The organism is Synechococcus sp. A15-62, assembly GCF_014280075.1.
GTDB lineage: Bacteria > Cyanobacteriota > Cyanobacteriia > PCC-6307 > Cyanobiaceae > Parasynechococcus.
In genome coordinates this window covers 177,688-190,469 of sequence record NZ_CP047950.1, presented here as the reverse complement: position 1 = coordinate 190,469, position 12,782 = coordinate 177,688, and the positions used below count along the sequence as shown (strand labels likewise).

The following is a 12,782-nucleotide window of genomic DNA, read 5'->3' as shown; positions in this document are numbered from 1 at the left end:
TCCGAGACTTCATCAAACGACATCCAGTTGTCACGATTGTCCTGACGATTTATGCAGTGGTGATGATTCAGGAAAGCAGCTGGTTTTACAAGGAGATTCTCACTTGGTACGACGAGATTCTCGACAATCAGATCCTGAACAATTTCAGCCTCAGAGAAAGGTTAATCAACGAAACGATGGGGAGAAATGACTTCCGCTTCTTTCCCCTTTCCCATCAAGATCTGCATGTCCTCAGCTGGTTGACGCCCTACATCAAGGTCTGGTCGCTGGTGAGCGCCCTTGAGCTCATCGCCACCATCATCCTGGGCTGCAAGCTGATTGAACGGATCAAGAAAAACGGTACAAGCGCTTCACTCATCCTGATGGGAACACTGCTATTCCTCGTCACAAGTGCATCCGCTTACAACTATTTTCAATTCATTTACAGCGAGCGATTTCTCACATTTCTGATCGCGCTGTATGCCTATCACTACTCCATCTACCTGGACTCAGGCCAGCTGCACAATGGCCGACTCGCCCTGCTCTTCGCGCTGTTCATCCCATTCTTCAAAGACACGGCCGTGCTGCTGGCCGTTATCCCCGCCGCTACGACGATCGTCGCGGGAAGCCTTGGCGCCATGCCCAGCCGGCCGGCGTGGGGATCCATCCACCCCTCCAAGTAGATGGAGGCCTATACCCTGGACTTCGCCATTTTCAGCCTGGCCCCTTTCTTTCTGGCTTCGTTCGCGCTTCTCAGTGCACTTCCCAGCCTTGCCGCTGATGTGCCGCGCTACGACGCACATCTGGGCTTCTCAGTGCTGGCACTGGACATTCGCCTGATCATCTTCCTGGGATTCATCGCAACACGCTGCTGGCTGATCGGGCGCAAACAAGCCAACGTCAACGCCCTCGATGGTTTCAACCTTGCAGCACTGGCCTATGGATTCGCCCTTTACGCCTTGGTTGGGCTGGAAGGGAGCAATTACATGAGCCTGCCAATTCAGTTTGCCGCTGTTCTCGACATCCTGATGATCTGGGAAAGCCTCATAGCACCGAAGCTGAAGCACCGAATGAACAGCCGCCAGGCTCAGGCCGTGGCCCTCGGCACCACGTTGTTGCTGTTGAACATTGAAGATCGACAAGCCGCCACGTTTCGACAACGCGCACAACTAATCAGCTGGAAACAACGTTCATGGCGCACAACCTTGAACGAAGCCAGATCCATCACAACACGTGCCAAAGAGAATGGAGAAACCGTGAACCTCATCTACTCAAAAGGATGGTTCAAACACTCCGATCAGATGAAGGCTCTCACCTACGACCGCCTTGTGTATTACGACATCGACACCAGGCGCTACATCATCAAAGCCGGAATCGGAAAAGGTGAATTCTACACACCACAGGAGGGAGATTTTTTAGTCGACATCGATACGGGCAAAAAACTAACCAAATACGGAATCGATCTCTCCAACTACGACGTGCTCTATCAAGAGGATCCAGGCCGAGATTACGCACGGATCTTCCGCCACCGCTGATCCACCAGAAAGAAAATGGAATGGAGACGGGTAGGCTCGCCGGTCAATGGACCTGCTTGAAACCGTGGCGCATCAGATCCAGTTGGGCGACATCACGTTCGCGAACGATCGCCCCTTTGCCCTTCTGGGTGGCGTGAACGTTCTCGAGGATCTGGACTTTGCCCTGCGTTGCGCCAGCCACTACAAAGACGTCTGCGCAAAGCTGAACATCCCTTTGGTGTTCAAGGCGTCCTACGACAAGGCCAACCGCTCCTCCATTCATTCCTTCCGTGGCCCCGGCCTCGACGAAGGGCTGAAAATCCTCCAGGCGGTGAAGGACACCCACGGCATACCGGTGATCACGGATGTGCACAGTCCGGAGGAAGCCGTGGCCGCCGCCAAGGTTGCCGACATCATCCAGCTCCCGGCCTTCCTGGCCAGGCAGACCGATCTGGTTCGCGCCATGGCGGAAACAGGCACGGTGATCAACATCAAGAAGCCTCAGTTCCTCAGTCCGGAACAGATGCGCAACATCGTGGACAAATTCCGCGAATGCGGAAATGAGAAGCTGTTGCTGTGCGAGCGAGGCACCAACTTCGGTTACGACAACCTCGTGGTGGACATGCTGGGGTTCGGCGTGATGAAGCGAACCTGCGATGACCTTCCGTTGATCTTCGATGTCACCCACGCCCTGCAATGCAGGGATCCAGGTGGTGCTGCATCAGGCGGACGCCGCACCCAGGTGGTGGACCTCGCCCGATCAGGCATGGCGGTTGGCCTGGCTGGCTTGTTCCTGGAAGCACACCCTGACCCGGCGAAAGCCCGTTGCGATGGCCCCAGCGCCCTACCTCTTGATCAGCTGGAACCGTTTCTCACCCAGGTCAAAGCTATCGATGACCTGGTGAAAGGCATGCCAAAGCTGCGCATCAACTGATGCGCGTTGAAAGGACAGAACGTGTTGGCCTCTGAAGCAACCTTTCTGCTCGGCGTTGGTGCACAGAAAGCAGGAACCTCCTGGCTTCACGATCAACTGCAACGCCGCAACGATGTCGACTTCGGTTTTCTGAAGGAGTACCACGTTTTCGATGCTCTCGAATTGGAGCGTTTTGCCAGCTTCCGGCCCAAACGCCCCTCGCCGTTGAAGTGGCGCACCTGGCGACGGGCACGATTCATCGCCAATCCCGAGCGCTACTTCGACTACTTCGCTTCACGCCTCAAACCAGCCAGGATCCGCCTGACAGGAGACATCACCCCCTCCTATGCCGGGTTGAGCACTGAGAGCTATCGGCGCATTGAGCAGGCCTTTGCACAACGCGGCGTGCAAACGCGAGCGGTGTTCATCATGCGCGACCCGGTGGAACGGTTCTTGTCGCAGCAACGCATGCAACTGCGCAAGCGTGGTTTGCTCACACCAGCCCATGAAATCGAGCACCTGGACAAAGCCAGCCTGAAGCTGCTCAAGCGTGAATCCCCACGGAACGACTACCCCGCCACCCTCGATGCCCTGCGGAGCGGACTCGCTGAATCACAGGTCTTCATCGGCCTCTACGAGACCCTGTTCACTGCAGCAACACATCGGGGGTTGTGCCGGCATCTCGGCATCCCCGAGCAGATCCCCGATTTGAGCCACCGGGTGAATGCCAGTCAGGCCACCACAGAGGTTCCGGCGGGGGTGCTGCAGCGCCTGGGCCGGCATTTCGCCCCTTTGGTGACGGCTGTGCAGGACCGCTGCCCGGCTCTGAACGTTGAGCAGCACTGGGCCACCGCCACGACCTGGCGGGAGGCCTAAGACCATCAGCGTCTGAGCAGGTCGTTGGAATACACCAGCCGGCGGTTCATCAGGGCAACGCCTGGCAGGAGCAAGCCAAGATGAGCAGCCGTGGGTGCCGGCGCCGCCAACCAGGCACCGTCGTAAGAAATCGTTCGACTGCGCTCCGCATCGAAACGCACCCGGTTTCCCGCGAGAATGTGACTGCTGCTGTTCAGACCGGGAGCCAGCATCATCTCCTGGAAATCGATGGCTAGCCAGCCGCAGAGCAACTGCAAACTGCGCTCGGGCTGAAGCGCAAACTCCTCATATCCCAGACGAAAAACCGGGTATGGAGACTGCCGGAAAGCCCGTTCAAACTTGGCGTTGACACGCCACCAGCGCGCCAGCTGACGCGCTGCAGGCCAGCGCTGGCCTGCCTTACGGCCGGCCTGGGCCCGGGAATGCACCCAAGAGCGCACGTCGCGCACGAGATGGATGATCCGGATGTCAAACACGGCCTCGGGCAACCGCGTCATCTCTAGATCGTCCTGATACGAGTCCACGTGCCACACCGCCTCACCGGCGTGGGGTGAATGCATCAGCAGCCGCTGCACTTTCTCCTGCATCGGCGCTTGGTCATGCAGGCGCAACCACTCAAGCTGAGGCCCCCAGATTGGGCACTCTGCGGCAACAACCCCACAGGTGCAACGCCGCTCAAACCGGTGAGCACCGCGCAGTTGGCTGGGCCCGCGATGCTCATCCCCCGGCTGTGGCATCGCCAGAATTCGCGCCGCCTCACCCAGGCCAATGATCTGCGGATGCGCCCCCAGGGCCAAATCCAGCATTGTTGTGCCGCTGTGGCCAAGACCACGGATCAGCAGCAACTTCAATCGCTTGCTGCTCATCGGCTTCGGCCCACCAAATCGTTGAGAAGCATTGTGATCTGATCCACGTGATGCGCCACGGTGAACCGAGCCTGAGCCCGAAGCTGCCCAGCCGCACCCCAAGCAGCCGCGAGATCCGGCTGATCCACCAGCAAAGCCATCGCCTCCGCCATGGCCCGACGGTCGCCTTCCTCCACCAGCCGACCGGTCTGCTGATCCACAACCACATCAGGGATCCCGCCATGACGGGTAGCCACAACGGGCAGACCGCAAAGTTGAGCTTCCATCACGGAGACCGGGCATCCCTCCTCATCCCCATCCTCCGCCGTGCGGGAATGCTGCACAAACACCCGCGCACGGCGCATCTCCTGGGCCACCGCATCGGGTGACAGCACGCCAGGGAACTGAACAAACTGCTCGAGGCCGAGCTGACGAGCCCTGTCCTGCACGAGGGGGAAGAGAGGTCCATCACCCACCATCACCAGGCTGCAGGCATTGGCTTGTTCCGTCAGGCCCCGCAAGAGAGCAAAGGCTTCCAGGGTGTCCAACGGCCCTTTTTTGGATACGAAGCGACCCACCGCCAGAAACCGGGGAGGCATGGAGGCTGGATTGCCCCCCTGAAACCGCCGCTCATCGGCACCGGATGGACTGATCAAAAGCTGTGCCGGCTCGGCGCCAAGGGCGATCAGACGGCTCCGCATCGTTTGATTCTTGACGATCACAGCCGAGGTGAGCCGAAACAAACGGCGATAACGCTGTTCCAGGCGCCTCACGTAACGCTCCGCCGAAGCATCGGCGCCACGGAAATGAACCGCCAGGGGGACTCCGGTGCGGGCCAGCTCCATCACCCGTACGGCATGAAAGCCAAACTCCACCATCACCACATCCGGCCGGTGGCGGCGCACCAGCAGCACAGCGACGCTGGAGGCGGGCAAGGTGGCCAGCCGAAGCCAGCCCAACCGGGTAAAAACCTTGCTGGTCAGCACCGCCAAGCCATACAGGGCTTTGAGGGGCTCGCGCCAGGGAATCTCATCCCCGAAACAGGCCTCCACCGCAAACGGCAGGCGGGCCAGATTCGCCCGCACGAAGGTTTCCGTCCGCGCTCTCCGGGTCGGCGCCAACACCAGAACACGTGCTGTCATGACAACGCCAGGATCGACCGCCAGAGCGGCTCCAACTGGGGCCAATCCAAGGCAGCGATGCGTGCTCGGGCCGCAGCGCCCATCCGCCGGCACCGCTCTGGATCGGAAGCCAGCAATGCCATCGCTGCAGCCAGCGCATCAGGATCATCACTGGGTACGACCAAACCGCTCACCCCTGGCTCCACCACTTCAAGGGGTCCAGGGGACGCATCCGTGACGATCACGGCCAGCCCCGCCGCCATGGCCTCCAGCAGAGCATTGGGCATGCCCTCAAAACGGGAGGGCAACACGAACACAGCAGCGGCCGCCAGGAAGCGTTCTGGGTCAGAGCGAAACCCCAGGCATCGCAGTTGATCCGACACGCCAAGGTCCTGCGCCTGCGCCTTCAATCTGTCGCGCTCCGGTCCATCACCCACCAAGGTGACGGGCCAATCCGCTGCAGCTCCGCTCAACATGGGCAAGGCTGCAATCAACACATCCAGCCCCTTCTGCGGCACCAACCGGGCCACGCTGATGAAGCCGATGGCGTTGGCCGTCCCGCTGTTCACAGCAGGGGCAGGCACACCGGGCAACGGATTGGGCAGCAGGGCCAACCGCTCCCAGGGCCCCATGGATTCCAAAGCCGTGAGAACGCCTGCTGTGTTAGCGGTCACCACATCGGCCCGGAGATAGGCAAGAGGTCGCACCCGCTGCCACACCTCCGGCAGCAGCTGAAGCGAGGGGTCGTTTCGCTCGGACACCACGAGGTGGATCGGCAAATCCCAGGCGGCACAACAGCAGGTGATGTTGGTGCGGGTGAGCAGGGCCAAGACTCGATGGGGCCGCTGAGAACGGAACTGCCGGCGCAGCTGCCGAAACCGAAAACCAGCTGTCGCCTCGGTGCCGACACGAAACAACTGCATGGCCAGGCCCCGCGCCCCTGGATCCACACGGGCTTGGAACCAACCGGCGAACCAACGCAGCTGCAGCTGAAACAACAAGCGGATCAACTTGTCACACTGCGCCAGGGTGAAGTGCCCTCCGAGGGCCCACCAGGAGCGATGGGTCGGTGCCCCCAGTTCCAGCAGTGGAATCCCGTCGGGAAGGGCATGGGCCACGGGATGGCCTGGGATGAGCGTGACCAACTTCACCTTCAACCCCCGACCGGCGAAATGACGGGCTGCAATCAAGGCCACTCTCTGAGCGCCCCCCGCTCCGAGATGCGGCAACACAAGCCAAAGATCATCACGGCCTGAATCCACCAGCTCCGGCACGATCATCAAAGCGACCCCATTAAATCGAGAAACAAAGGCCGCAAGCTCTCCGGCGCATTGCGCTGGCGAACCGCTTGTGCTCGTGAGGCAAAGGCAGCGCGCGCAGAAACATCCTCCAAGGCCTGGCGCAAGGGTGGTGCCATGTCGGTGGAGGCAACGTGCTCGGATACGAGCCAACCGTTCACGCCTGGATCAATCAGATCTGAAGGGCCTGTGGGACAGTCCACCGCAAGACAGGCAAGGCCAGAGGCCATCGCCTCGAGCAACACATTGGGATATCCCTCAAAGCGAGATGCAAGGACAAACAGATCACTGGCCTTGTACCAATCCCCCACATTGCCGACGTTGCCCGGAAGGATCAGACGCGAAGACTCCGAACCCATCAGCTGACGCAGCCGGGCCGCCTGATCGACGCCGCGATACGACTCATCCTCGATGCCAAGAATCACCAGCGACCAATCGGCGAAATCAGCCTGCAGGCCGGCAAAAGCGGCCACCAAGCGGTCAAAGCCTTTCTGATGGAGCTTGGTACCAACCGCAAGGATCATCTTCTGACCCGGCGGAACAAAAGCCTCGGGGGCGAGCTGGGGAGCAAGTGGCGGTATCGGCCAAACAATCGCATTGGGCAAAACCGCGGTACGTCGGGCCAAGCCGCGTTGATGAAGCCACTGAGCAATGCCCCGCGTTTGCACCAGATGCAAATGAGCTCTGGGATACGCGAAACGACGCAGCAGACGCCAACGCCACGCCAATGGACGGGCCGGTGGGTAGTTGCGCTCCGAGAGCACCAGGCGCGACGCAAGACCGATCGATGCCAACGCCAACTTGATCGACGGCAGCGTCGTCATCCCGATCAAGAGATCTGGCTGCTCCCGTCGAAGCAACTTGCGTAAGCGCCAAAGCTTCAACGGCCAAAACAAGGCACGATCCAACAACCCCGGCATCGCCGGTTCCCGCAAGCGGCGGAGACCCGTAGGAGCCGGATAGAAGTCGTGGCTGGTGGGCTTCGAGGTCAACAAGGTGACATTCCAACCGGCTTCCGACAACCATTCGGCCCACTGAAGGGTGACACGCTCAGCACCACCGAGCTTGAGCGAATCAATGAAAAGCAATGCCGACCTGCGCGGCGGTACTGCATGGGTCATGGCGCTGCAGCCGTCACGGCTCGGGGTCCGTTAGTTGCCGCTGCACCAACGTCGCGATCGTGTCCGTCAAGCTTCGCTCAGACGAGTGATTCAGCAGTCGAGCCCAATGACGGCAAGCCTGCGGGGTGACGGAGCCACCGGCCTGGTGGAGCTCCTCACAACTGTCCCGAAGAGCCTCAAGGAAGAGGAGATGGTTTTCCTGAGGCGTCCTTCCCTTGACGTGTCGCCTTGTGACGAGCCCAGCGGCGTTGGCGCTAACCCAAGCACTCAACAAAGCCAACGCATCGACGCGGACCCCTCCGTGGTGACGGGGATCCAGCAGAAAGCCAAGGGCAAGGCCTCGGCCGAGGTTGCTGGACATGCGAAACAAAGCGTCAGCATTCATGTGCTCCCTGTCGATCGCTTGGCTGAAATCAGCCAAGCGCTGCCAACACCGCGCCATCAACGCCATGTCCCCCTGAAGGAGAGCCAGGTGATAGAGAGCGCTTCCGATCGACACATAAAGCTTCCCGAGATTCTGCCGATTGGACTGCGAACAACGGGTTGTTGCTGGATTGCTGCGCAGCTTCTCGGCCCTGTCCTCCAAAGCAGCAACCAACTCCTCTGCACGGGCCGCATTCTTCAGGCGAAGAATCAGATAGGCCTCTGCGACGAGGGCGTAGGAGCGCCGGGTGAAATCGAGATCAGCACGCTGCGAGAGGGAACGAAAGACCTCGTCGCTTTGGTAAAGGTCACGGGGGCGTGATCCGGTGCGAAAAAGCACCCGATCTACAGCCCGATAGTCCGAAGCAGACAAACAGCGATCCAACAACGCAAAGGCTTCAGGTAGCGCACCGGCCTTGAACGCCAGCGTGCACTGCATCGAAACAACATCAATCGCTTCCGGCCAGCGGCGCCACGCCGTATCGGCAATCGAAGAGGCCTGTTGGTATTGGTGAAGGCGAAGGCTCCCTTCAAACAAGCGATAGCTCTTTAAGGCTGACGTCAGCCTTCCACCAGTGAACCGAAAAACAAGAACGCGCAACGCATGTCTAAGGCGGCCGACATCAATCAGTCGAATCACAACGATGTCCTCAACATGATCTGTTCACCCAGCCAGTAGTCAAACGAACGTGGATTCATATCTACACAACCACTGGCAGGGAAAAAAGTGAATTCACCAAAATAAATATTAAATCCGCCATCTTTTCTCGGGAGATTATACAAATCAATCCTGATGTAGGGAAATTCCCGAGAAAAAAGCCGAGCAATATTCAACATATCAGCCAAATTTGAAGGACACTGTGGCAACGAAAGAGGACGCGCGTAAATCCAGCGCACATCGTATGGCTGCCAATCCGGCGTCAAGATCGCACGGGTTCGTTCGTCAGTCTGAAATCCTTCATTCACCTGAATCGCAAAACAACGACCACGACTCATATGAAATTTGTAATCAACCAATCCAGACTCACGATCTGCATCCAACCACTCCTCCACGAGCAAGCGACGACGCACGGGCCAGTAGACCCACTCATGCTTATAAACCCCGTAGGGATGTCGAAGCCACGATCTCAAAAGTGGCTCTAAAGATTCAGAAAAATCTCCCCGCGTGCGATCGACAAACTGCACAGCCCCAGACGCATGCGTTGCCTTCAACACCACCCTGGGTGGCAGGGAAGCCCATGGGATCTCAGCTGGACGAGACACCACAGCAAGGGTTCGAGAAGCATGAAGCGCCACGCCATGTTCGTTCGCCCAGGCCAAAGCGAGCTGCTTAGCAGTGGCTTTATCCACCGCCTGAACGTGGAGCGGAGTCACACGCTGAAGCTTGAGCCATGAAATCTTCTGGTTAAAACTGCGAGGAGATTTCAGATCCATCTCATATCCAGTTTTTTCGATGAATTGCCGCCGCAAAGCCGGATAGCCCATGCAACGTTCCTTCAAGACGAAACAACGGCCACGCAAGCCATACACAAACGGAATCGCCCAAAGCCGCTTTCGACTCTGGTTTAACGATTTCAGCAACGCAAACATCACCGGTGCTGCATGTTTCAGCCAACTCTTTCCAGAAGCCAACATGAGCAGGAACTGCTGCTTCATCGAATGCGTCCCGATTGAGTGCGAAGCAGCTTCAGCATGCGGCGCGTTCGACTGACGTAGGTGTAACCCTCGATCCCGCTTAATCGCTCATCAAGAGTCGGGCCCTCTCCTGCCAAAACCTGTTGGAGCTGCTCACTGAACTCCAGCGGATCCGGTGGGCAGAGGCGGCAAATGGAATCGAAGGAAAGGAGAGAATGAATCCGTGTGGACACTACCGGCAGACCAGCAAAGAGATACTCAAAAAATTTCATCGGAAACATCGCCTTTGTGTAGGCATTGCACTGCAATGGCAACCAGGAGCACTGAAAGGCAGCCAAAAACCGAGGAAGCTGGCTGTAGGGCTTGGGGCCAAGCCAGTGCACATTTTCGAGACCACACAACTGGGAAAGATCTGTGCTGGGCTCTCCCTCTGACTGGGGCCCGACAAAGACGAATTGCCACTCAGGATGGCGATTCGCCACCGCGCGGATCAACCCGAAGTCGAGTTTGTAGCTGCTGATCGCACCAACAAAACCAATTCTGGGCTCCGGAATACGAGCCAATCCCTCAGGAGCAAGGAACGCCGGGTCCTGGCGCAATGCAAGTGCACCTGAGAAATGGTCCCGGTCAGCCACATTGGGTTCATAACAGACGCGATCTGTATACCTGGACAGTCGTTCAGCCAGATAAGGCGATGTCGTAAAGACCTGATCGACGGAGCGACACAAGCGGGCTTCCTCGGATTCAATCAAAGCCTTGGGCATGCAGGGTTGCTCTTGAACTGCGTCAACCGCGTGATAAATCGACAGATCGAAACCCCGCAACGGCAAATAAAGCAACGTCAACGGGTTGTATGTCCACAACCAAGGGGAACGGAAACGCAACAACTGACACGCCAATGCAATGCTGCAACGGAGCATCAACCGATTAAGGCGTAGCGCCATCCCATGGGAGCCACCGGGCAAAACCAACGGCGAAAGTACCCAAATCCCCGGCCTTACCTGTCGAACAAGACGAAATCCAAGCAACATCCGCCGGAGAATCCTTCTTAAATCCTGAGTTTTGGCTTGAACAGAGCGAAGACCAAGGGATTCAACATACAAAATTCGTTCACCTTCAGCGGCGAGCGAGCATGCAACATGCTGTTTGTTGGTCCAGAGTGGATGATCCCAATCGGCCGTTGAGAGCAGAACAATATCTGCCATCAAGTATTTTCAATGCGATACATATCTCTGAACGTCTCTGACTTATCGCACAGAGAAACAAAATCACCCTGAGCATGGATCCTGCCGTTTTCAATCTCGACAATCCGATCACACTTTTTCACCGTTGATAAGCGATGGGCAATCACAATCGTTGTGCAACGACGCCCAACCAGATCCAAAGCCTGGAGCACATCATGCTCAGTTCTATTATCGAGAGCACTGGTCGCTTCATCGAGGACCAGAACCTTGGCTCCACGATGAAAAGCTCGCGCAAGAGCAAGACGCTGACGCTGCCCGCCAGACAATTTCACGCCATTCTCACCAATCATGGTGTAAAGGCCATAAGGCATTTGAGCAACAACATCATCGAACTGAGCCGTTTTCAACGCCGACCAAATATCTTCATCATCGATCGAATCGCTATCCAATCCAAAAGCAACGTTATCGCGAATGCTTCCATCAAAAAGACGAATGTCTTGAGGAACCAAAGCACAATTGGCCTGCCATGCTGGCAAATCTTGCGGACTCACAGGAATACCGTCCAACATGAGCTGGCCGGAGGACGGCTGCAACAAACCCAACAGCAGATGGGCAATTGTTGTTTTCCCGCTTCCGGTGCGCCCCACAAGGGCAAAACGAGATCCGACCGGAATGGAAATATTAATTGAATCGAGAATTAATTTGTCACTGCGGCGGTACGAAAAACTGGCATCCTTCAGCTGAATAAGACGACGGGGCATCAGCCCTTCCGGGGTTGGTACACCTGGAGAAGCCAGAAGAAGCCGTTCGGGCTTTAGATCCAACAAATCAAGTGCATCTTTGATCTCCGGGAGACCACCTCGCAAACGATTCAGGCTGCGGAATGTGTTCTGAAGCGGCCCAGAAATTTTCAACAGTGTGAACATGATAGCGAACAAATCAGGTATCGCATTACGCACATCGCTCGAATCTCCGCTCAAAACAGCAGGAGCCAAGCCGATTAAAAATAAAATGGAGATTCCGGCAGGTTCAATCACGAAGCGCGGCACATCAGGAAGCAGTCGCGTTAATCGGTCATATCGTTTTGCGATGACACCATCAGAAGAGAAACGAGTTGCAAAATGTTGGTCAGCGGAGTAAAGATGCACATCACGAATGGATCTCAACGACTCCATCAACAACAGGTTGATACGGCGGCCATAACGGACTCGCTGCTTGGTCGCCAATCTCAAATAGGGAGTAATGAGCATTGAGGCAATGGCATAGGCCAGCAACATCAACATGAAGATGGCCAAAGCCTGATAACCAAGAACAAAAACAACCCCAATCAGCAACGAAGTCACCGACAAAGCATTGCCAGCGATCGCAATTAAAGGAATGACAACTTTCGTCGAAACACTATTGAGTATTCGATTGAATTTTTCGGAGAGATTGGCGGTACGATTTTCTATAAAAAATTCATACCTCTGCTGCAGAACATTTTGATAAACTTGATTAACAAGATCGTTCCAAATCTCCGCGCTCAACAAACTTTGCATCAAAGACACAGAAAAACGCACGAAAGACGTGAGCCAGAAAGAGGCAATCAATAGTGCTAACAACCAACCTGTTTGATCTAAAATTCCACCCCCAAAGACCCAAATCCCAGGCAAACGATCTGCAAGCTTTGCCCCTGAAAAAAGGCCCACAAATCGAGCCAAAAAGGCAATCAGAAGAAGGTCAAGAATGCCTTGAAAAAACGAAGCAAGAAGAACGAACCCAACCAACCACTTCCGCCGCGCCGGCAACTTGCCCAGCAGCGCAGAGACATCTTTCCAGGTCTGACTCTGCAGCGAAAATCTTGGAAACTGGCGGCTCATCTTCCCCAAGCCAG

12 protein-coding genes are annotated in these 12,782 nt (G+C 56.9%); 4 read left to right on the top strand and 8 right to left on the bottom strand.

Going from position 1 to position 12,782, the window contains the following annotated elements; translation table 11 throughout:
• The first annotated feature begins 62 nt into the window (after positions 1 to 62).
• The 4 genes from SynA1562_RS00910 to SynA1562_RS00895 are packed head-to-tail and all read left to right on the top strand — an operon-like array spanning position 63 to position 3,282.
• The gene (locus SynA1562_RS00910; protein ID WP_186494356.1) at positions 63 to 662 is read left to right on the top strand and encodes a hypothetical protein; all 600 of its coding nucleotides are present in this window, start codon (positions 63 to 65) and stop codon (positions 660 to 662) included.
• Positions 663 to 1,514, top strand: a complete 852-nt coding sequence (locus SynA1562_RS00905; RefSeq protein WP_186494354.1) for a hypothetical protein — start codon at positions 663 to 665, stop codon at positions 1,512 to 1,514. It abuts the gene before it with no gap.
• Between the two features lie 46 nt (positions 1,515 to 1,560).
• Entirely contained in the window at positions 1,561 to 2,427 is an 867-nt protein-coding gene (gene kdsA / locus SynA1562_RS00900) for a 3-deoxy-8-phosphooctulonate synthase (protein ID WP_186494353.1), read from the top strand.
• A gap of 6 nt (positions 2,428 to 2,433) precedes the next feature.
• Entirely contained in the window at positions 2,434 to 3,282 is an 849-nt protein-coding gene (locus SynA1562_RS00895; RefSeq protein ID WP_255445682.1) for a sulfotransferase family protein, read from the top strand.
• Positions 3,283 to 3,287: 5 nt separating this feature from the next.
• Here SynA1562_RS00895 and SynA1562_RS00890 read toward each other — a convergent pair whose 3' ends face one another.
• The 8 genes from SynA1562_RS00890 to SynA1562_RS00855 form a co-directional block, all read right to left on the bottom strand.
• Positions 3,288 to 4,148: a sulfotransferase gene (locus SynA1562_RS00890; protein ID WP_186494351.1), complete on the bottom strand. Its 861-nt coding sequence runs from the start codon at positions 4,146 to 4,148 to the stop codon at positions 3,288 to 3,290.
• Positions 4,145 to 5,269: a glycosyltransferase gene (locus tag SynA1562_RS00885; RefSeq protein WP_186494349.1), complete on the bottom strand. Its 1,125-nt coding sequence runs from the start codon at positions 5,267 to 5,269 to the stop codon at positions 4,145 to 4,147. Before SynA1562_RS00885 ends, SynA1562_RS00890 begins: the two co-directional genes overlap by 4 nt.
• On the bottom strand, positions 5,266 to 6,528 hold the full coding sequence (locus SynA1562_RS00880; protein ID WP_186494348.1) for a glycosyltransferase: 1,263 nt from the start codon (positions 6,526 to 6,528) through the stop codon (positions 5,266 to 5,268). Before SynA1562_RS00880 ends, SynA1562_RS00885 begins: the two co-directional genes overlap by 4 nt.
• Positions 6,528 to 7,667, bottom strand: coding sequence for a glycosyltransferase (locus SynA1562_RS00875; protein ID WP_186494346.1), 1,140 nt, complete (start codon positions 7,665 to 7,667; stop codon positions 6,528 to 6,530). Before SynA1562_RS00875 ends, SynA1562_RS00880 begins: the two co-directional genes overlap by 1 nt.
• Before the next feature lie 13 nt (positions 7,668 to 7,680).
• Positions 7,681 to 8,628: a hypothetical protein gene (locus SynA1562_RS00870; RefSeq protein WP_186494344.1), complete on the bottom strand. Its 948-nt coding sequence runs from the start codon at positions 8,626 to 8,628 to the stop codon at positions 7,681 to 7,683.
• A 98-nt stretch (positions 8,629 to 8,726) separates the two neighbouring features.
• A complete protein-coding gene (locus SynA1562_RS00865) occupies positions 8,727 to 9,746 on the bottom strand; it encodes an ATP-grasp fold amidoligase family protein (protein WP_186494343.1) in 1,020 nt (339 codons plus the stop codon).
• Positions 9,743 to 10,930: a glycosyltransferase gene (locus SynA1562_RS00860; RefSeq protein WP_186494341.1), complete on the bottom strand. Its 1,188-nt coding sequence runs from the start codon at positions 10,928 to 10,930 to the stop codon at positions 9,743 to 9,745. The genes SynA1562_RS00865 and SynA1562_RS00860 overlap by 4 nt, the downstream gene beginning before the upstream one ends.
• Positions 10,930 to 12,768 (bottom strand): ABC transporter ATP-binding protein, encoded by a 1,839-nt coding sequence (locus SynA1562_RS00855; protein WP_186494339.1) that lies wholly within the window; start codon positions 12,766 to 12,768, stop codon positions 10,930 to 10,932. The genes SynA1562_RS00860 and SynA1562_RS00855 overlap by 1 nt, the downstream gene beginning before the upstream one ends.
• Between the last annotated feature and the right edge of the window lie 14 nt (positions 12,769 to 12,782).